General features: G+C 38.5%; 18 protein-coding genes and 1 pseudogene. 17 read left to right on the top strand and 2 right to left on the bottom strand.

What is annotated here, in order from left to right; all coding sequences use genetic code 11:
- Positions 1-5: 5 nt before the first annotated feature.
- The 4 genes from V7097_RS02530 to V7097_RS02515 all read left to right on the top strand — a co-directional run bounded on the left by V7097_RS02530 (position 6) and on the right by V7097_RS02515 (position 4,498).
- Complete coding sequence (locus V7097_RS02530) at positions 6-1,295, top strand: MFS transporter (protein ID WP_335702010.1); 1,290 nt, start codon at positions 6-8, stop codon at positions 1,293-1,295.
- Between the two features lie 117 nt (positions 1,296-1,412).
- Positions 1,413-2,963, top strand: a complete 1,551-nt coding sequence (locus tag V7097_RS02525) for a long-chain-fatty-acid--CoA ligase (RefSeq protein ID WP_335702009.1) — start codon at positions 1,413-1,415, stop codon at positions 2,961-2,963.
- A 549-nt stretch (positions 2,964-3,512) separates the two neighbouring features.
- The gene (locus tag V7097_RS02520; protein WP_335702008.1) at positions 3,513-3,761 is read left to right on the top strand and encodes a M15 family metallopeptidase; all 249 of its coding nucleotides are present in this window, start codon (positions 3,513-3,515) and stop codon (positions 3,759-3,761) included.
- Between the two features lie 128 nt (positions 3,762-3,889).
- Complete coding sequence (locus V7097_RS02515; RefSeq protein WP_335702007.1) at positions 3,890-4,498, top strand: class I SAM-dependent methyltransferase; 609 nt, start codon at positions 3,890-3,892, stop codon at positions 4,496-4,498.
- A gap of 39 nt (positions 4,499-4,537) precedes the next feature.
- Here V7097_RS02515 and V7097_RS02510 read toward each other — a convergent pair whose 3' ends face one another.
- Positions 4,538-5,776, bottom strand: a complete 1,239-nt coding sequence (locus V7097_RS02510; protein ID WP_335702006.1) for an MFS transporter — start codon at positions 5,774-5,776, stop codon at positions 4,538-4,540.
- A 194-nt stretch (positions 5,777-5,970) separates the two neighbouring features.
- On the opposite strand from V7097_RS02510, the gene V7097_RS02505 reads away from it, so the two are divergent.
- The 7 genes from V7097_RS02505 (at position 5,971) to V7097_RS02475 (ending at position 14,047) form a co-directional block, all read left to right on the top strand.
- Positions 5,971-7,137: an LL-diaminopimelate aminotransferase gene (locus V7097_RS02505; protein ID WP_335702005.1), complete on the top strand. Its 1,167-nt coding sequence runs from the start codon at positions 5,971-5,973 to the stop codon at positions 7,135-7,137.
- 131 nt (positions 7,138-7,268) lie between these two features.
- Positions 7,269-7,793, top strand: a complete 525-nt coding sequence (locus V7097_RS02500) for a CBO0543 family protein (protein ID WP_335702004.1) — start codon at positions 7,269-7,271, stop codon at positions 7,791-7,793.
- Positions 7,794-8,107: 314 nt separating this feature from the next.
- A complete protein-coding gene (locus V7097_RS02495; RefSeq protein WP_335702003.1) occupies positions 8,108-9,097 on the top strand; it encodes a LacI family DNA-binding transcriptional regulator in 990 nt (329 codons plus the stop codon).
- Between the two features lie 50 nt (positions 9,098-9,147).
- A complete protein-coding gene (locus V7097_RS02490; RefSeq protein WP_335702002.1) occupies positions 9,148-10,155 on the top strand; it encodes a Gfo/Idh/MocA family protein in 1,008 nt (335 codons plus the stop codon).
- Between the two features lie 239 nt (positions 10,156-10,394).
- Positions 10,395-11,378, top strand: a complete 984-nt coding sequence (locus V7097_RS02485) for an ABC transporter substrate-binding protein (RefSeq protein WP_335702001.1) — start codon at positions 10,395-10,397, stop codon at positions 11,376-11,378.
- A 106-nt stretch (positions 11,379-11,484) separates the two neighbouring features.
- The gene (locus tag V7097_RS02480; RefSeq protein ID WP_335702000.1) at positions 11,485-12,987 is read left to right on the top strand and encodes a sugar ABC transporter ATP-binding protein; all 1,503 of its coding nucleotides are present in this window, start codon (positions 11,485-11,487) and stop codon (positions 12,985-12,987) included.
- A gap of 1 nt (position 12,988) precedes the next feature.
- Complete coding sequence (locus tag V7097_RS02475; RefSeq protein WP_335701999.1) at positions 12,989-14,047, top strand: ABC transporter permease; 1,059 nt, start codon at positions 12,989-12,991, stop codon at positions 14,045-14,047.
- Between the two features lie 166 nt (positions 14,048-14,213).
- On the opposite strand, the gene V7097_RS02470 is transcribed toward V7097_RS02475, so the two are convergent.
- Positions 14,214-15,149 carry an amidohydrolase family protein gene (locus tag V7097_RS02470; protein WP_335701998.1) on the bottom strand — a complete coding sequence of 312 codons (936 nt, stop codon included), beginning with the start codon at positions 15,147-15,149 and terminating at the stop codon, positions 14,214-14,216.
- Between the two features lie 268 nt (positions 15,150-15,417).
- Here V7097_RS02470 and V7097_RS02465 point away from each other — a divergent pair, with 268 nt between their 5' ends.
- The 6 genes and pseudogenes from V7097_RS02465 to V7097_RS02440 all read left to right on the top strand — a co-directional run.
- Positions 15,418-16,881, top strand: coding sequence for an aldehyde dehydrogenase (locus V7097_RS02465; RefSeq protein WP_335701997.1), 1,464 nt, complete (start codon positions 15,418-15,420; stop codon positions 16,879-16,881).
- Positions 16,882-16,899: 18 nt separating this feature from the next.
- Positions 16,900-17,676, top strand: coding sequence for a 2-keto-4-pentenoate hydratase (locus tag V7097_RS02460; RefSeq protein ID WP_335701996.1), 777 nt, complete (start codon positions 16,900-16,902; stop codon positions 17,674-17,676).
- Positions 17,677-17,696: 20 nt separating this feature from the next.
- Complete coding sequence (locus tag V7097_RS02455) at positions 17,697-18,581, top strand: acetaldehyde dehydrogenase (acetylating) (RefSeq protein ID WP_335701995.1); 885 nt, start codon at positions 17,697-17,699, stop codon at positions 18,579-18,581.
- A 180-nt stretch (positions 18,582-18,761) separates the two neighbouring features.
- Entirely contained in the window at positions 18,762-19,787 is a 1,026-nt protein-coding gene (dmpG, locus tag V7097_RS02450) for a 4-hydroxy-2-oxovalerate aldolase (RefSeq protein WP_335701994.1), read from the top strand.
- A gap of 12 nt (positions 19,788-19,799) precedes the next feature.
- The gene (locus V7097_RS02445) at positions 19,800-20,582 is read left to right on the top strand and encodes a 2-keto-4-pentenoate hydratase (RefSeq protein WP_335701993.1); all 783 of its coding nucleotides are present in this window, start codon (positions 19,800-19,802) and stop codon (positions 20,580-20,582) included.
- A 12-nt stretch (positions 20,583-20,594) separates the two neighbouring features.
- Positions 20,595-20,780: pseudogene (locus tag V7097_RS02440) on the top strand (4-oxalocrotonate tautomerase); the annotation flags it as partial.
- Positions 20,781-20,907: the final 127 nt, after the last annotated feature.

Below are 20,907 nucleotides of genomic sequence, written 5' to 3'. Positions count from 1 at the left end.
GTAGTATGCAATCAAAATTAGGAAACCAAATACCAAAAACGAGATGGTACCGTATAGGATTGTTCTTGTTCCTAGTATATTTATTTGCCTTTATAGATCGCTCGAACATCGGAATGGCCGCACCAAGCATGACTAATGACTTAGGTCTTTCCTCTAGAGAAATGGGCTTATTGTTGTCGGCGTTCTTTTGGGGTTATATCCTTACGCAAATGCCGGGAGGGTGGATCGCTCAGCGATTTAGTGCAAAGTGGGTCATTATTTTTGCAACGACGCTATTTGCGGTTTTTAGTGGTTTGACTGGATTCCTACAGTCAATGGAAAGTTTAGTAACAGTAAGGTTTTTGCTAGGATTGGCAGAAGGTGCTATGTGGCCCTCATTCATGGTTTTGACAATTAAATGGTTTCCGGTCAATGAACGTGCACAAATTTCTGGATTATTTCTATTAGCCGTTCCTTTATCCAGTGTTATTTTGTCCCCGTTCGCAGGCTGGATGATAGATACTTGGGATTGGAAAATGATGTTTTTCCTACAAGCCGTACCCCCAATAATCATGGCGGTAGCTGCAATTTTCCTATTAACCGATGACCCCATGAAAGATAAAAGGCTTTCCGAGAAAGAACGGGAGTACATTCTTAACAATAGGGGTATTCAAGTAAACGATGGTGCTACCAAAAAGCAACCCTTTGTAAAATCGATACTGTCATTACGACTGTGGGTTCTCGGTTTAATTTACCTATTTTGGCTGACCGGATTATATGCATTTGGGTTATGGCTTCCAACGGTGGTAAAGTCAATAAACGGCGGTACACTAACAACCGTTGGATGGTTAAGTGCCATCCCGCCACTACTGGGTGCAATTGCGATGTTTTTGAATTCACGCATTTCTGATAAAAAAATGACACGTGGAAGATATGTAATTTTGCCACTTTCACTAGGTGGAATAGCGCTGTTAATGAGTTATTTTATCCATGATCCGATTTTGAGTTACTTTTTGCTGTGCGTAAGTGCGATTGGGATTTATCAACCATTTGGCGCGTGGTGGGCTTGGTGTTTAGAAAATATTCCCCCAGAACACACGGGTTCGCATAACGGTTTCATAAATACATTTGGGAATTTTGGTGGGGTTATTGGTCCACCGATTGTAGCCTTAGCTAGTGTAGGTTCAAATGTTGGGTCTGGGTTTTATATTCTTGGTTTTGGAATGCTTCTTGCAGCCTTATTATCCGTATTATTAAGTATTTCTACAAATAAAGGAAAAGGTTTGGAGCAAAGTGATATGAAACTGCCTTCATAGTAGGCAGCATCTTGGTGAATTTTTAATTCTGAATTATCAGTAAGGGGAAAAATCCGAAAACCTTGAATCATAAAGGTTTTCGGGTTTCCGATAGAGTATAAATGTTAGGAGGGGATCATGATGGAATTCACACTTGGAAAATTACTGTCTATTACTGCTGCAAAATACTCTAGCAAAACGGCAATAATTTTTGGTGAAACCAGATATACCTATGCTGAAGTAGAAGAAAGAGCTAATCGAATAGCTAATGCCTTGATGAAAATGGGACTTAAAAAAGGGGATTGTTGTGCAGTTTTGTTTTACAATCGTGCAGAATGGCTTGAGATACACCACGGTTTGGCCAAGGCAGGTATTATTATGGTTCCGATAAATTTTCGTTTTACTGCCTCGGAAGCTAAGTATGTACTTAATAACTCTAAAGCTAAGGCGATTATATACGAAGCATCCTTCTCTGAATTAGTTGAGGAGATTAAAGAAGATACACCTAGTCTTGCACAATATGTTGGTTTAGGTATAAAGGATAATGCCATTAATTATGAAGAGTGGTTAAAATCCTCATCATCAAATCATCCTGCAGTTGATGTTAGGGAAAATGATCCTCTGTTAATAGGATATACTTCTGGTACAACGGGATTTCCGAAGGGAGCGGTGATTACTCACCGGAACCTGGTAACAAATCATCTTGTGTTCGCAAAGGAATTTGGGGGAATAAATTGTACAGATAAAGTGCTGTTAATTATGCCAATGTTTCATGGGAATTCCACTTGGTTCTTACAAATGATGGCTTTGAACGGTGGAACAAGTGTCGTCTTTCCTTCTACAGGCTTTAATCCAGAAGAGTTATTAAGTATTATTCATAAAGAGAAAATTACTTTTACTTCGTTGGTTCCTACAATGCTAACCATGATATTGAATTTACCTGAAAAAATTAAAAATAAGTATGATATGTCTTCTCTTCGGATGCTTTTGAGTAGTTCAGCCCCAATTATGTCAAAAACCAAAGAAGAGACCCTTAAATTTTTCCCAGGGATAGATGTATATGAATTTTACGGTGCTACTGAAGCTGGTATTGTAACCCTTTTACGACCGGGGGATCAGACGAGAAAAGCACGTTCAGTCGGTCAAGTTGTTGTAGGTCAGGAAGTTCGTCTTTTGGATGAAAGTGGAAAAAAAGTTCCGGTAGGTGAGATTGGAGAGCTTTATGTTAGAGGTATCAACGTATTATTAGATGAGTATTGGGAGAACCCTGAAGCGACTATCGAAGCGCACCGAGAAGATTGGTTGACACTAGGGGATATGGCAAGAATGGATGAGGAAGGCTTTGTCTACCTGGAAGACAGAAAAAAAGACCTTATAATCAGCGGAGGGGAAAATGTCTATCCTTCAGAAGTGGAGAACGTAATTGCAAGGCATCCAAAAGTGTTCGAAGTTGCAGTAATTGGGTTATTTGACGAACTTTGGGGTGAAAAAGTGCATGCGGTGGTTGAGTTGAAATCGGGAGAAGTAGTAGAAGAGCAAGAAATTATTAATTATTGTCGTGATAAATTGGCTGGATATAAAATACCTAAGTCGGTAGACTTTATCGAAAAGCTACCAAAAAATCCGACAGGGAAAATTGTTCGTCGTACTATAAAAGAACAGTATTCCGAGAAGATGGTAAACTATTGAACCTTAATGACAGTAAAAGCTGCATTTCTTCAACTTCCGGGATGCAATACTGAATAGGGTAGCGGTAAATCCGTTGCCTTTTTCATTCCATTTATAAAATGACAGACTTAGCAAGTCCCAAAAAGGCTAATATGTAAATAAGAAATATCATAAAGAAACTGGAGATGACGGGAAAACATTTGGGGTTTCTTTGGAGAATATCTCAGTAATCAGTTCATGAATGGCTTTTAGGCGGAGGAACATAAATTAAACAATACAGGTCATAAAATTTCATCTTAACTTTTGTTATTATACAGCTCTTACTATCTTTTAGAATACCTAACTAGAATGATCAGCCAAAACGGAAACTGTATTTTTCATCATTTTTTATTGTTTATCAAACAAAAAAAATTCCAAGACAGAGGTTTTTTTGCTAATACGAAATAATTGAAAAGGAGCAGCCATTGAGCTGCTCCCTTTCAAATTTATTTTATTGGACCATTCGTGATTTCAGTAAGTTTACGATTAAGGAAGTCGTAATTGGAAAAATAGCCTTAAGTAAAGAAAGCGATGGATGTTACAAGCGATAGTGTAGGTAACCAACTTGTTCAAGAATTTGGAGAAACCGTGGAAGGCCAATGGGTTGCCGAGAAAGCAGCAGAGTTTGGATTTATCGTACGCTTTCAACTAGGTAAAGAGGATATCACTGGCTATATGTACGAGCCATGGCATCTTCGCTATGTCGGTGTCGAACATGCCAAATATATGACAGAACATGGACTTACATTAGAAGAATATCTTGGCGTTGTAGAAAAATAGATTTGAAGAGCTCCTAAAAAGGGCTCTTTTTTACTTTGTGCATTGTTTTTAATACTTACATTACTTACAATTATTGTAATCGGAAAAAGTTTGATCCATTAATATCTAATAAATGGCGGTGTTTAAAAATGAACATTGAACGTCAAGTTGAGATATTTAATAAGCAAGCGGGTAAGTATTATCATAGAGCCAAACAAAAAAATATGGACTTTCGCCTAAGGAGTAAGCTTCTACAGTCTGTTACAGGAGATATCTTGGAATTATCTGTTGGAGCGGGAATGAACTTTCAATTTTATCCGAAACGATCAAGAGTTACCGCGGTCGATTTTAGTCCTTTGATGATTGACCGAGCAAAAATCGTGGCAACGGAACAACGTCGGGAAGTTGATTTTCGGATTGGGAATGTTGAAGAGATAGTTCTGCCTGAAAAAAACTATGATACTGTTATCTCCACATTATCGCTTTGCTCATACCCTCATCCTGAAAAGGTACTTAAGCGAATGGCTTCCTGGTGTAAGGAGGATGGGAAGATACTTCTTTATGAGCATGGAATCAGCACAAACTCATTTTTAGCTTGGCTTCAAAATAAAACAAACTCTATTTATATGAAAAAAGTTGGATGTCATATGAATCGTGATATTTTGAAGTTAGTGCAAGAATCTCCGCTATCCATCGTTAAATCAGAGCATTACATGTTAAATGCTGTTCATTTAATTTGGGCTAAGCCAGTGAAGTAGAAGAATTGCAGGGGGATTTTTTACGTACAATCATTCCATCTACGATTCTATACTCATACTGGCCTGGATTTGTGAGCTTTCTGCTCTCTTCACATTTTTCAATTGTCTTCGCAAGATGAATACATATGCAAAAAACGCGACGATAATACTTAAAGCACTGTATAAAAAGACCGCTTTGAATCCAGCCTGAAGGGATATAAAACCTAAGCAAATGGCTCCGACTCCACCACCTAGATCTTTGGCAGTAAAAAAAGTCGAGTTCCCTGCACCTCTTCGATCAGGTGGACAAAGCTTAATCATCACAGCATTTAAAGCTGGCTCTACGAAACCTAATCCTAATCCAAAAAGGACGCCTGAAAAGATGAAATCTCCTAGTGAATTGGCATAGGCTAAGACCACAAAAGAGAACGTCATACAGACTAATCCAGGGATAATGACCAATGAACTTCCATATTTATCTGCCAATTTCCCACCAACAATTCTTGTGAATAAGAGTGCAACAGAATATACCGTATAATATAAACCGATATCTTTAATCCCTAAAGAAAGAGCGAATGTTGGAATGAAGGTTAGCGCTACACCCATCCCAACATAAACAAAGGCAGTTACTAATGCTGTTGGAAGAGCTGTTTTTTCATAAAGCAATTCTGAGATTTTTCTTTTCCTTTTTGAAGATTGAATGATATCTTTTTGATTGTCTTTTTCATACGTAATCATAAGACTACAAAGAATCGAAATTAAGCCAATCAAACCAGCCACAATGAAGAGAGTTTGATAATTAAACTGTTGAATTAGATAGATGCTTAGAGCAGGTCCAATTGCAGTAGCAAGTGTATTGGATAATCCAAAATAGCCAACACCTTCTGCCAAGCGACTTTTCGGAACAATATCCGAAATAACGGATCCGGAAGCATTGGTGGTTGCACTAAATCCTATTCCATGTAAACTTCTCATCACTAGCAGGAGACTAATAGAAAATGCAACTACGTATGAAAGAGTAATAAATGCCGTTACTACTGCACCAATAATGAGAACAATTCTACGACTCTTTTCATCTATTAATTTTCCAAAATAGGGTCTAAAAAGGATTGCTACAAACATGAAGAAACCAAAAAGCATCCCTGAAATCGAATTATCTCCACCTAGATGGATTGCGTATAATGGGAGTCCAGTCATTAACATATTATTGGAAATTTGTGTGGACATGGCATAAAAAAACGTTAGAAAATATGATTTCGTCCATAATTTTTCTGAATTGTTGTTCTTTGTTTCTTCCAAATGATATCCTCTTTTCATTAAAGTGATGCTGTATTGATTATATCAGTTATAAATACGCCAGTCTTCAATAGTATTTTTTATTGCATGTAATATGAAGGATGTCTATGAGATAATGCTTTCTTCGGTAAAAGTCTAACCCAAACTTTCAAAATCTTGTTATAATAGTAGAAATTCAAAAAAATGAGGTGTCAGCATTGGAAATCGCACTATCACAAAAAATGAACGAGTTTGGGGAATCGATTTTTAATGAACTAGCAAACTATAAGAAGCAAAGAATTCGTGCGGGACATGATATCATTGACTTGAGCGTGGGCAGCCCGGATTTACCTCCACCTCCTTCTGTCATCGAAGCCATAGCTAACCATGCACAAGATCCTTCATTATATGGATATTCTTTAACTGGAATTGACGAGTTACATGATGCAATTTCTGATTACTATTCAAGAAGTTTTGATGTTTCCGTTAAAAAGGAAAACGAAGTCTTAATGGTTATGGGTTCCCAGGATGGACTTGTTCATTTTCCGATGGTATTTGCAAACCCGGGAGACCTTATCCTTGTCCCAGACCCTGGTTACACGGCTTATGCAGCAGGCATTGCTCTTGCCGGAGCAACTCCTTATGGCATGCCACTAACAGAGAAGACTCAATTTTTACCGGATTTGGATGCAATTCCTGAAGATGTCCGAGAAAAGGCTAAAATAATGATTTTAAACTTTCCAGGTAACCCAGTACCGGCACTTGCAACAGAATCCTTTTTCAAAAAGGTCATCCAGTTTGCGAAAAAATATCAGATTATTGTACTCCATGATTTTGCATATTCGGAGTTGTATTTTGAAGAAAAACCGATTAGCTTTTTATCAGTAGAAGGTGCAAAGGAAGTTGGAATCGAATTCAACTCACTTTCAAAAAGCTTTAATATGGCGGGCTGTCGGATTGGATATATAGTTGGGAACCCGGACATCATTGCAGCAGTGAACCGCCTTAAATCAAATCTTGATTACGGAGTGTTTTTGCCGATTCAAAATGCAGCGATTGCTGCATTGCATGATACCACGAGTTTTAGTGAGGACCTACGAGCAACATATAAGAAACGTCGTGATCTTTTAGTGAACGGGCTTTCTGAAGTAGGCTGGCAAGTGGACTCTCCGAAGGCATCAATGTTTGTTTGGGCCAAGGTTCCAGCTGGGTTTAGCTCAACGGAATTTACATACCGTTTAATCGATGAAGCGGGAATTGTTGTCACTCCGGGAAATGCCTTTGGTCCTAGTGGTGAGGGCTTTGTACGCATTGGTCTTGTTCAAAATGAAGGTACTCTTAAAAAGGCTGTTCAACGGTTAAAGGATATCCCACTACTAAAATAAATTTGGGCACATAAAATGGATCACATCCTAAATACCTACAACAAAAAAGGCGAATCGAACTTAAGATTCGTCTTATTTAATTGTAAAAAACTGGGTAAAATAAAAGTACTAAATGTTCAGGAGTGTATTAGATGCACCTAGTCTATAATGCCATATTCCTTTTGGCCGCTGTAAAATGGGGCGATTGGAGAAGGTGGCGAGAATATTACCCAACCATTTTGTTCTTTTTTGTAGGGGACCTTTTAAAAAACTTTTTATTCCATGATTACCGGATTTGGACCTATCAAGAAACGATTTTTGCAAAAAATATCCTCATCAATCATACATTTATTACATTATTAATCATGTTTGTTTGCTATCCTGCAACAGTTCTTATCTATCTTGGTCGTTTTCCCGAAGAAAGATGGAAGAAGGTGCTTTGGATTGGTATTTGGGTGTTTCTTTTCACAATGGTGGAATTCATTAATTTGAAATACCTCCATTTAATTGAACATCACCATGGATGGACTCTGGGTTGGTCGCTTCTTTTTAATCTTGTCATGTTTCCGATGCTTAGACTTCATCAGAAAAAACCCCTTATAGCGTGGGGGCTATCAATTATATGGATCATTTTTCTATTAAATATGTTTCCAATTCCATTGAAATTTATCAGGTAGTAAAGCATTTGAGAAGGCAGGGCATCAGTGCACGTTTAAGAATAATACAACAAGGGAGAGGCGTTCATTAGCTTCTCCCTTTAAAATGTTTACGTCCACCACATTCCTTTACCGTGATAGTTGAAGTTTTCTCCTCAAAATGTATTTTGTAATCCGTTACATCTTATTATTGAAAAAAATAATACTTAATTAATATTGAACATTGTTAAATTACAGATATGTAGTTAAATCTTGACATAAATATTCAGAATACTTACAATAATAATTGTAATCGATTACAAAATTTATCTTAGAATTGAAAGTGGGGACCGACAATGGCGAATATTCAGCAGGTAGCTCAAAAAGCAGGTGTATCCGTTGCAACGGTTTCAAGGGTCCTTAATAATGCTACGTCTGTTAGTCCAAAAACAAGACTTAAAGTTGAAAATGCGATTAAAGATCTTAATTATGAACCTAGTATGCTAGGAAGAAATCTTCGAAACTCTGAAAGCCGACTGTTATTAGTGTTACTTCCGAGTATATCGAATCCCTTTTACACAGAAATCATAAACGGGATTCAAAATACCGCAATTTCCAATAACTACAATATTCTTCTTTGTGAAACGGATTCAAATCCACAACGAGAAAACATCTATTTTAATATGGTTAAGAACAAATTGGCTGATGGAGTCATTTCGATGGATCCAACAGTTAATATGCAAAAACTGAATGAATTAGCAGAGAATTACTCAGTCATCCTTTGTAGTGAGTACGAAGTGGGGGGAAGTATCCCATATGTCACCATCAATAATGAATTAGCAGCTTACCAGGCCGTGAAGCATTTGATTAAATTAGGTCATCGAAAAATCGCACTCATTAATTCAGATGAAAAGTATTTATATGCTAGACAGCGTCGAGATGGATATGAACGAGCTTTAAAGGAATTTGATATACCTATTAATGATGAATGGATCTACCAATCAAAAGAACTTGAATTTCAAAATGGTGTTCAAGCAATGAGGATCATGTTTCAACTAGAGGAAAAGCCGTCAGCGGTTTTTGCGGTTTCTGACACATTGGCGATTGGGGCGCTAAAAGGAATTAATGGGTGTGGCTTACATGTGCCAAATGATGTCGCAATCGTTGGTTTTGACAATATTAGCTTTTCAAACATGACCAATCCAACATTAACTACGATTTCACAGCCAATGTATAAAATGGGTTGCATTGCAGTAGATATGCTGATTAATCATATTCAGGGGGAGAAAGTAGAAAGTGTTGTATTAGATCATGAATTGATCATCCGCGAGTCAACGATGGGGTAGTTTTTTTCAAATGAAGTGAAAATAAAAAACGGAAAGGGGAGGTTTCATTCGTGGGTATGAAAGTAGGGATTATTGGTTGTGGTTCGATCGCTAGATTCAGACATGCCCCAGAGTATCAAGCTAATCCACATGTTGAGGAAATCATCTTTTTTGACCGTAACCTTGAAAGAGCTGAAAGCCTAGCCAATGAATTTGGTGGGCGGGCTGTTAAAACGATTGAGGAACTACTCAATGATCCATCCATTGTCGCAATTAGCGATTGTTCTTCTAACGATGCCCATCATATTCACACATCTAAAGCATTATTAAGTGGGAAGCATGTATTATGCGAAAAACCATTAGCTATTAGTGTAAAATATGCTGAGAAAATCCTTGAAGCTGAACGTAAATCTGGAATGAAATTAATGGTTGATCATAACCAACGATTTACTAAAGCCCACCAAAAAGCGAAAGAAATTTTAGATAAGAAAGAATTAGGTGAGGTTTTAACCTTCAAAACAACCTTTGGTCATCAAGGACCCGAGAGCTGGGGTGTAAACAAATCAAGGTCTACTTGGTTTTTTAAAAAAGAACGTTCTCACTCAGGTGTTGCTGGTGATTTAGGAATTCATAAAATTGATTTAATCCATTACCTATTAGATGACGAAATTGAAGACGTTCATTCCTTCTATGGCGCTTTGGATAAAGTTGATGAAAACGGAGTGCCAATTGAGGTTTGCGACAACGTTGTATGTGCACTAAAGACGAGGAAAGGGCGTTTAGGAACGGCCTCGTTTTCGTGGACATATTACGGATCGGAAGATAATTCAACGATCATCTATTGTCAAAAAGGAATCTTGAAAATCCATCATGACCCTGATGTACCGCTGGTGGTGGAAAAGAAAGATGGCTCTATTAAGAAGTATAAGTTGGGGGCTATTCAGACCAATGATAACCAAACAAATACGGGAGTGATCGATGCATTTATTGATTCAATCATTCAAGACGTAATGCCCCCTGTTACAGGTGAGCAGGCAATTGCTACTCTTAGAGTAATCGAGAAAATACTTGGCTCATAAGTTTCATATATGTAAAATGTGTGAGAAATTTAGATTATACCAATTTTGGAGAAAATGATAATTAATACCTAAAATCAATTGACTGAATATTGTTTATCTTATACTATAAATGTAACGGATTACATTTACTAAACTCCTAGATGAAAGCGCTTATATACTAGTAGGAAATTTTTATGGTTATTTGGTTTCAATTCTATTTTGTAATAGATAACTAGTTAAAAACGAGGGGGTTATTTTTTATGAAAAAAGCTTTACGTTTATTATCGTTATTGGTTTTACTTTTAATTCCTGTCCTGAGTGCGTGTAGTGATTCTGAACAAACAGGAGACAAAACAAATGGTGATTCTGGAGAAGGTTCAGGTAAAAAGTACAAGGTTGGTATTTTAGCTCCAGCTGTAACGCATGGATGGGTTGCTGCAGTTGCTTACCATGCGGAAGCTCGTGCTAAGGAACTTTCCGGTGAGATTGAGTACCAAATTCAAACAAGTAGTAATGCAGCTGAGATGACCTCACAATTAGATGATTTAATGACCTGGGGTGCAGAAGCTATTGTAGCGTTCCCACAATGGGAAGGTATGGAAGTACCTATTCAACGTGCATTAGATGAAGGAATCAAAATTGTTAACTTTGACATTGTCATTGATGCTGAAGATGTTTATCGTGTAGCAGGAGACAACGAGGATATGGGCGTTCAAGGTGCAAAATACGTCGTTGAAAAAGTCGGTAAAGAAGGTAATGTCGTTATTTTAGAGGTTCCAACTGCAGGCTCAGTTTCAGAGCTGCGTAAAAAGGGATTTGTTGAAACAATCGAAGATATCGCTCCAGACATTAAACTTCACACTTATGCAACTCAGTTTACAAGAGAGGATGGTTTGAAGGATTTTGCGGATATTTTAACAAGCCTTGATAAAATTGATGCTGTCTATTCCATGGATGATGAAACCTCTATTGGTGTATTACAGGCAATCAATGAAGCAGGGAGAAAAGATATAAAAGTAGTAACCGGTGGCGGTGGAATGCAGGAATATTTTAAGATGATGCCAGAGAATGAAGATATTTGGATTCAATCTGCACTATACAGTCCAGCTATGGTTAAGGATGCTGTTGATGTGGCACTTAAAGTTTTAAAGGGTGAAGATGTTGAAAAGGAAACCATTATTCCTACAACAATTGTTGACAGAGAGAATAATAAAGAATTCCTTGACGAGGGTTCACCTTATTAAAAAAATAGAGCTCGTTAATCATGAGGCTATGGCTATCCTGCTATAGCCTATCTCTTTTATTTTTTTTTGAGTGTTGTATTGATTTTAACGGTTTGGAAGTGATGACATGATAATTGAGATGAAACATATTCGAAAATCCTTTGGAAGCAATGATGTACTTAAGGATGTTTCTTTTACCTTAAGAGGCGGTGAAATCTGCGCATTGCTTGGAGAAAATGGGGCTGGAAAGTCCACGCTAATGAACATATTGGGTGGAGTATTGCAAATGGATTCTGGTTCAATCCATATTGATGGGAACCAAGTGGAATTTGCCAAACCAGCACAGTCTCAGGATGCAGGAATTGCCTTCATTCATCAGGAACTGAACTTAATCAATGATTTACCAATCTATGAAAATATGTTCCTTGGTCGTGAGCTAAAGACCAAAAGAGGTATCCTGGATTTAGAAAAAATGTATCAAGAAACAAAAGAAATGTTTGAAAAAATGAACGTAGACCTAGATCCGAATAAATTGGTGCGTGACCTAGATGCTTCCTATAAACAAATCATTGAAATATGTCGGGCGATGATGGCAAATGCAGCGTTCATCATTATGGACGAACCGACCACATCCTTAACTGACCAGGAAATTGAGAGAGTCTTTGCGATGATGAGGACATTAAAGGAGCATAATGTCGGTATTATTTTTATCTCACATAAATTAAATGAAGTGATGGAAATTTGTAATCGTTATCTCGTGCTTCGTGATGGGAACTTGGTGTCTGAAGGAAATGTAAGTGAAGTGACGACAAATGATCTTGCGAGATATATGGTGGGACATGATGTAAGAACAGAGCAATTAATTCGGAAAAAGAAGCTTGGAACCGAGATTCTTCGTGTAGAAGGATTAACGTCAGGTCATATCTTTAGGGATATTTGCTTTTCGATTAAAGCGGGTGAAATTGTAGGTTTCACAGGACTTTTAGGAGATGGTCGAAGTGAGCTTTTCCAATCTATTTTTGGAGCAGGTCAGATTTCATCTGGAAATATGATTCTAAATGGGAAAGAGGTTAACATAAGGAGTGCTACAAAAGCGATCAAGGAAGGAATTGCGTATCTGCCACGAAATCGTAAAGAAAATGCAATTATCAAGGATATGAACATTTTAGAAAATGCTTCAATTGTTACATGGCCTACATTTTCAAAACGGGGCACGATTAATACTAAAAAGCATCAGGAGATTTTTGATGAGCAGAGGAAAGCATTAAGATTAAAAATGGGAGAGCTTACTGATGGCATCACGAGTCTCTCAGGAGGTAACCAACAAAAGGTTGTCCTAGCAAAATGGTTAGCAGCTAAACCAAAACTTCTTATCCTAGACAATCCTACCCAAGGCGTTGATGTAGGTGCAAAAGAGGATATTTATGACATTATCTTGAAACTTGCTGAAGAAAACATTGCAGTTGTTGTTCTTTCCAGTGAAGCTCAGGAAATTATTCGCGTCTGTGACCGAGCAATCGTCATGTACCATGGAACCATTCAAGGAGAAGTCGCTGGTGAAGATATGAATGAGCATTCCATCATGAGTCTTGCTACGGGTGGGGACTTAAGTGAGGGAGAGGTAAGTTAATATGAAGCCAAGTATAGAACAAACAACAATAAAAAATAAGAAAAATTTCTTTGGATGGTTTAAATATAAATGGTCAAACGATCCACTATTCAGTATCGCAATTGCATTAATCATTATGATTATTTTACAAACGTTGGTTTTGGGTTTTGATTACGATTCTTTTGGGGAATGGTTTCAATCATGGATCAACAACTGGATTAATATTTTGCGAAATAATGCAGGTACAGCTATCGTTGCTTTAGGGATGACGTTTGTTATTATGACAGGTGGTATTGATTTAGCGGTAGGATCTACCTTGGTTGTTACAGGTGCATTCTCGATGATGCTCCTAGATACGGGTACCAAAGGATTCTTAGGATTAATGGGAATAACAGGTGTACCTGCAATTATCATCACGATTCTATTCGTATTACTAGCAGGGTACCTTTTAGGTTCACTTATTGGAGTTAGTATAACAAAGGGGAATGTTCCTCCATTTATTGCTACATTAGGCGCAATGATGATCTTTAGAAGTGTTACACAGCATTTTATGCAAGGGTATAATCCTACTGTTCCCGTAGAATTTTTACAGATTGCTAGCTTTAAAATTGGAAATTACATGATTATGCCAATTGTCTATTGGGCGGTCATTGCCTATATACTTTACTATGTATCAAAAAGAACAACCTTTGGAAGACACATCATTGCGGTGGGATCAAATGAAAGGGCTGCAAAGCTATCCGGTATTAATGTCGAAAAAGTTAAGCTCCGTGTATACGCACTAATGGGACTGCTTGTTTCGATTGCAGCCATTATCCAGATTTCACGAATTGGATCCATGGATTATTCTAATGCAGGAAGAGGAATGGAAATGGATGCAATCGCTGCAGCAGTTGTTGGTGGAACCAATATGATGGGAGGAAGAGGTTTCATCCTGGGAACTGTTTACGGTATGCTAATTATTGCCGTTATGAATAATTTACTTAATCTTTTCGGTGTGCCCCCGTTTTTAAGGGAAGCCTTTAAAGGTGTTATTGTAATCGCAGCTGTCTTATTGCAGAAAAAAGAGAGAGCTTCGTAGCGTACTAGATTTTACTACTATTAAAATCAAGAACAAGACAATGTATGATTTTATAAATTAATTACGAAAAAACTGTGTTTAATGTACACATGAATATTAGCACATCACTTACATATTAATGCTGTACCTCAGACTGTAGACAAACTCGTCTACAGTCTTTTTGATTTTATCCAAGTAAAGAAACTGCGCCCTGTTGATACTTTTCCTCTGGTGGCCATACAGAAAGATCAAATGGATAATCTGAACCTGGAACGATTCTGTCGTGTCCAACAGTTTTACATAGGAATTCGAGGCTTTCTTGATTCCATAAGACTGTATCATACCAAAAGCGTTTTAAGTACTCGGATGGAGGTGCTTGAAGATTTGTTGATACAAGCTTCCACTGCTCATATCCTTTATCCAATCTCCCAATTTGATAAGGAAGAAAGCCACCCCCATGGGCAAATAACACTTTTACATTTGGATAGCGATCAATCATTCCGCTTAACAAGAAATCTGTCGCACAAACCGTTGTTTCCCACGGAACTCCAATTAGGTTTGGCATCATTCTTCTATTAAGACGTGGGTCTTCTGCTAAAAGTGGGTGGATAAAAATGATGGCATTCAGCCGGTTTGCTTCTTCAAAAAATGGAGTGAAAAATTCATCAGATAGCATCTGACCCGGTAAGCCTGGACCGATGATTACGCCTTTAAGCCCTAGGTTCATTCCGTCGTATAAAATTTGTGCTGCTTTGTCTGGGTTCGTAAGGGGGACAGTTCCAAGAGCTGAGATTTTCTGAGGTGCTGTTTTTGTCCAATCGGCTAAAGAACGATTATATACGTTAGAGATTTCTGATGAAATATCGTCAGGAAAATCATATAAGAAAAGCTGTGGAATTGGTGAAACAACAGAATGGGATACTCCTGCGTTCTCCTGTTCGTTTAAATAGAGCTGACTATCAATGAAGGCTTGTTTAAGCTCAAAACCCCATTTTTCATTTACCACTAAAAATTCATCTTTGTTTGCTTCTTTTCGAATCCATTTTGCATTTACTGTTTTTTGATTATCCTTTAGCCATGTGATGACATCAGGCGGGATAAAATGTGTGTGGAAATCGTACATTGTCTACTCCTCCTTATTAAGCTCTAGAGATTGTTCCTCTATGGTAAACGTTGTCCATAGTACGTAATATAGCAAAGAAGTGATTGCTTGAAAAGGTAAAAATAGAAATATTTAGAGTTATTAGAAAAATATTTTTGCAAAAAAATGAAATTAATTTTAAAGTTGTTCCACATAGAGAAACTGCAGTGTTGTTTAAGAAATTGATAGAGGTTACGATACAGTCATAAATTATCATAAAATTTTGTTAAATAAAGGGAGGAATTATAGCATGCAAGTAGAAACAAGAGTTAAAGCGATAAATTGTTTGCATTTTATCAACGGACAATTTGTTGGGTCACAAAATCAAAAAACATTTAATAACATCAATCCAGCCACAGAAGAAATTTTGGGAACTGTTGCAGAGGGAGGTAAGGAAGAGGTCGATTTTGCAGTATCTGCTGCCAGAAGAGCTTTAAAAGGAAAGTGGAAAACCACCACCGTTGAAGAGCGTTCAAAAATTCTTCGTCGAATTGGGGATTTAATCCTTGAAAGAAAAGAGGAGCTAGCACGCCTTGAATCTTTAGATACTGGAAAACCATTCTGGTTAGCAAATAGCGTTGATATTCCACGTGCAGCATATAATTTCCATTTCTTTGCTGATTATATGATTTCAGTTAATACGGATGCGAATCTACAGGATGATAAAGCTTTGCACTATACTCACCGTCGTCCTGTGGGGGTGGTAGGAATTATCAAGCCATGGAATCTACCGTTATTACTGCTTACTTGGAAATTAGCGCCATGTCTAGCAATGGGGAATACCGCGGTTATCAAACCAGCTGAATGGACACCGATGACTGCAACAGTCCTGATGGAAATTTGTAAAGAAGCTGGAGTTCCGGACGGGGTCGTTAACTTGGTTCATGGATTCGGTACCAATTCTGCAGGAAGTGCAATATCTGAGCATCCAGATGTTGATGCGATTTCTTTTATCGGTGAACCGGGAACAGGCTCGGCGATTATGAGAGCATCATCTAGTTCATTGAAAAAATTATCTTTCGAGCTTGGTGGTAAAAATCCAAATATTATTTTTGCGGATTCCAATCTTGATGAGGTTATTGAAACGACCATTAAATCAAGCTTTATCAACCAAGGTGAAGTTTGTCTTTGTGGTTCGAGAATTTATGTAGAACGTCCAATCTATGAAGAATTCTTAAACAAGTTTTCTGAGAAAGTGAAGACATTGAAAGTAGGTAAGCCAGAAAACGAAGATACGAATGTTGGAGCTTTAATCAGCAAAGAACATTATGACCGTGTGAATAGCTATCTTGAAATTGCACGCAATGATGGAGCGACTTTCGTAACAGGAGGAAATCGTCCTGAAGGCTTTGACAAAGGCTATTATTTAGAGCCTACGATTATAACTGGGTTGGATCGAAATTCTCGTTGTGTTAAAGAAGAAATTTTCGGACCTGTTGTAACTGTTACACCTTTTGATATGGAAGAAGAAGTCATCATGCAAGCAAATGATACTCATTATGGATTAAGTGCAACCATTTGGACGAATGATCTAAGACGTGCTCACCGTGTTGCTCACGAAATCGAAGCCGGAATTATTTGGGTAAATACGTGGTTCTTGCGCGACCTTCGCACACCATTTGGAGGTATGAAACAAAGTGGTATCGGCAGAACAGGCGGAATGCACAGTCTTGATTTTTACTCAGAACTGTCAAATATCACAATTAAACTTTAAGAAAGGGGAGTAAGACCGTTGACAAATAAAATCGAACAATTAGCCTCGCAATTGGCTGAAGCAGAATCTACTCGCGTTGGAATTGAACCGCCAACGTCAGTAGATTCAGAGCTAACAGTAAAAGAAGCTTATTATATTCAGCTTGAAAATATTACAAAAAAGGTAGCTGAAGGACAGAAGATTGTTGGGAAAAAAATCGGTTTAACCTCTTTAGCGATGCAAAATCTATTAGGGGTGGACGAACCGGATTACGGCCACTTATTGGATAGCATGGTGGTTGAAAATGGTGGAAAAATTTCGATTGAAAAAGTACTGCAGCCTAAGGTGGAAGCGGAAATTGCATTTATTTTAAAGAAGGATTTACGTGGGCCGAATGTGACTGCGCTTGATGTTCTTCAAGCAACGGAGTATATCGTTCCTGCATTAGAAATCGTAGATAGTAGAGTAAAAGATTGGAAGATTAAGCTCGCTGATACGGTTGCAGATAATGCATCCTCCGGTTTTTATGTGTTAGGTGGAAAGCCAACTAAGATAGAAGATATTGACCTTGAGTTAATCGGTATGATTCTTTCAAAAAATGGAGAGTTAGCGAACACAGGTGTCGGTGCGGCAGCATTAGGAAATCCGGCAAACTGTGTTGCATGGCTAGCCAATAAACTTTCTGAATTTGATATACCGCTACGGGCAGGAGAAGTTATTTTATCTGGTGCATTATCGGCAGCAATAGAAGCACGTGAAGGTGATTCATTCACTGCAAGATTTGCCCACATCGGACAGGTAAGCGTTCGTTTCTAAAAAAGGGAGGGGGAGTACGTATGTCAAAAGTAAAAGTTGCCATTCTTGGTTCAGGAAACATTGGCACAGACCTTATGCTAAAGCTTCGTAGGTCTAACCTACTTGAATTAACGACAGTTATTGGAATTGAGCCAGAATCAGATGGTTTAAGAAAGGCCAGAGAACTAGGGTATGAAACCATTGATACCGGAATAACAGGATTTTTAGAAAGACCAGAACTGGCGGATATTGTGTTTGATGCAACCAGCGCGAAAGCTCATATCCGTCATGCCAAACTATTAAAAGAAGCCGGAAAGCAGGTGCTAGATTTAACGCCAGCTGCAGTAGGTCCATTTGTCGTACCTCCTGTTAATCTTGGAGAGCATGTGGAAGCTGGAAATATTAACTTGATTACCTGCGGAGGCCAAGCAACTATTCCGATGGTTCATGCGATTAATCGTGTACAACAGGTTGAATATGCTGAAATTGTCGCAACTATCTCAAGTAAAAGTGCAGGACCTGGAACGAGAGCCAATATTGACGAATTTACGCAAACAACTGCCCGCGGAATTGAAAAAATTGGCGGGGCAAGAAGAGGAAAAGCGATTATCATTTTAAATCCAGCTGAACCTCCAATTATTATGCGAGATACGATTCATGTCATTGTTGAGGGTGAATCGGTTAATCATGAAGAAATCACAGCTTCCATTAAGGAAATGGAAAAGCAGGTTCAAGCTTATGTGCCGGGTTATCGAGTAAGACAAGAGCCTATTTTTGATGACAATCGCATAACAGTCATTATTGAAGTAGAAGGGGCTGGCGATTATTTACCGAAGTATTCCGGAAACTTAGATATTATGACTGCAGCCGCAGTGAAAGTTGCAGAAGAATTGGCACAGCATAAAATTTCGAAAGTAACTATATAAGTATGTGTTCAAAAATGAGGGTGAAAAGGACCGAGAATTTCAAGGCGGTGCAGCTTTGAGTACCGGAGCGTATGCAGTTAATACGTGAGGAACGGAGAAGCAAGCCAACGCAGAAATTCGATGTGTCATTTTAAGCCGATTTTTTGAACATCCTCAAAAAGGAAAGGAGCGAAATAAGAGATGACCCATGATAGAGATGTGTTAATTACCGAAGTAGCATTGAGAGATGGCAGTCATGCGATCAGGCATCAATTTACAGTTGATCAAGTAACGAATGTAGCCAAGGCATTAGATGAAGCAAATGTTCCTTATATAGAAGTTTCGCATGGGGATGGGCTAGGTGGCTCGTCCTTGCAATACGGACAATCATTAACAAACGAATTGGAATTAATTGAAGCGGCTGCATCCGTTGTAAAAAATGCGAAAATTGCTGTCCTTCTACTACCTGGGATTGGAACTATGCCTGAGTTAAAGCAGGCGGCACAGCTAGGAGCGAAAATGGCACGAATTGCAACCCATGTAACCGAGGCTGATGTTGCACCACAGCATATTGCTTTAGCAAAGGACCTTGGACTTGAAACAGTCGGGTTTTTAATGATGTCCCATATGGCACCGACCGCAAAATTAGTCGAGCAAGCTAAGTTAATGGAAAGCTATGGAGCAGATACAGTCTATGTCGTTGATTCTGCTGGAGCCCTCTTGCCGCATCAAGTATCGGAAAGAATTCGTGCTCTTAAAGATACTTTAACGGTTAATGTTGGTTTCCATGCTCACAATAATCTTTCCTTAGCGATGGCTAATTCACTTGCGGCGATTCAGGAAGGGGCAACAAGAATTGATGGTAGTATTCGCTGCCTAGGTGCAGGGGCAGGAAATACACAAACGGAAGTACTTGTTTCAGTCCTTGATAAAATGGGGATTAAAACGGGAGTCGATATTTTTAAAATGATGGATATTGCCGAAGAATTGGTTGCTCCAATTTTAGAAAAGCCACAGGAAATTACTAGAGACAGTCTTGTCCTAGGCTATGCAGGTGTCTATTCAAGTTTCTTGCTTTTTGCTCAGCGGGCCGCGAAAAAATTCAATATTGACTCGCGCGATATTTTGATCGAACTAGGAAAAAGACATGTCGTCGGTGGTCAGGAAGACATGATCATGGATGTAGCAGCAGAATTGGCAGCAAAAAAGCAAGGGTCCCTTGTTTAAGGAGGAAATCGAATGAGTCAATATAAAGAAATTGCCCAATACCTCGTTTCTGCAGAAGTTGAAAGACGAGCGGTTCCAAAGGTTACAACGAATTTAAAACCGGATTTAACGCTTGAAGAAGCCTATCTTGTTCAAGAAGAAATCGTCAACATTAAGTTAAGTGAAGGAAAACGAATTGTTGGTCCTAAGATGGGTTTAACAAGTCCAGCAAAAATGAAGCAGATGGGAATTAAAGATCCGATTTTCGGATATGTGTTTGATTATATGCTGGTTGAAAACGGTGGTAAGGCTCGGTTAAGCGACCAAATTCATCCGAAAGTTGAGGCGGAAATTGCGTTTGTTATTGGCGAGGATATAGAAGGTCCTGGTATAACAGGGGCACAGGTTTTAGCAAAAACGGCATATGTACTACCGGCACTCGAAATTATCGATAGCCGTTATGAAAATTTCCATTTTACATTACCTGATGTTATTGCCGATAATGCTTCTACGTCACGAGTTGTGTTTGGAACTACATTGAAAAAGCCAGACCAATTTGAGCTTGATCTTGTCGGCGCAACCCTGTCTATTAATGGTGAAATAAAAGAACTAGGTGCAGGTGCTGCTGTCCTTGGACACCCGGCAAATTCAATCGCCATGCTTGCAAATATGCTCGCAGCTAAAGGTGGAAAGATTCAGAAAGGTGACATCATTTTATCAGGCGGGATTACAAGTGCAGTGAAGTTGCAGCATGGTGATGTTGTGAGTGGCAAATTTGATGGCTTTGGTGAAGTAAGTTTCACTGTGACTGATTAAGAGAGGAAGAGTTTCATGCCAATAATAAACGTACAAATGATGGAAGGCAGACCGAAAGAGAAAGTAGCGGAGTTAATACGCAATGTAACAAACACGGTTTCAGAAACTTTGGGTTCAGATAAGGAAACGATTCGAGTACTCGTAACTGAAATTCCAAAAACCCATTGGGGTAAAGCCGGAGAACCGGTTGGAAAATAGGATCTTAACTTTATTCAGTCGGGGGTTAAACCCCGACTGAATAAAGTTAAAGCCTCCGGCGGATGCCACGATTTTTCAGAGGAAAATTTTCGAGCCTGCTCGAAAAAAAATCGAGCGCAAATACGCC

Source organism: Bacillus sp. JJ1562 (genome assembly GCF_036962705.1).
In the GTDB taxonomy this organism is placed as follows: Bacteria; Bacillota; Bacilli; order Bacillales; family Bacillaceae_L; genus Ferdinandcohnia.
The sequence above is the reverse complement of the archived record's forward strand: the minus strand, read 5'-3'. Positions and strand labels throughout refer to the sequence as shown.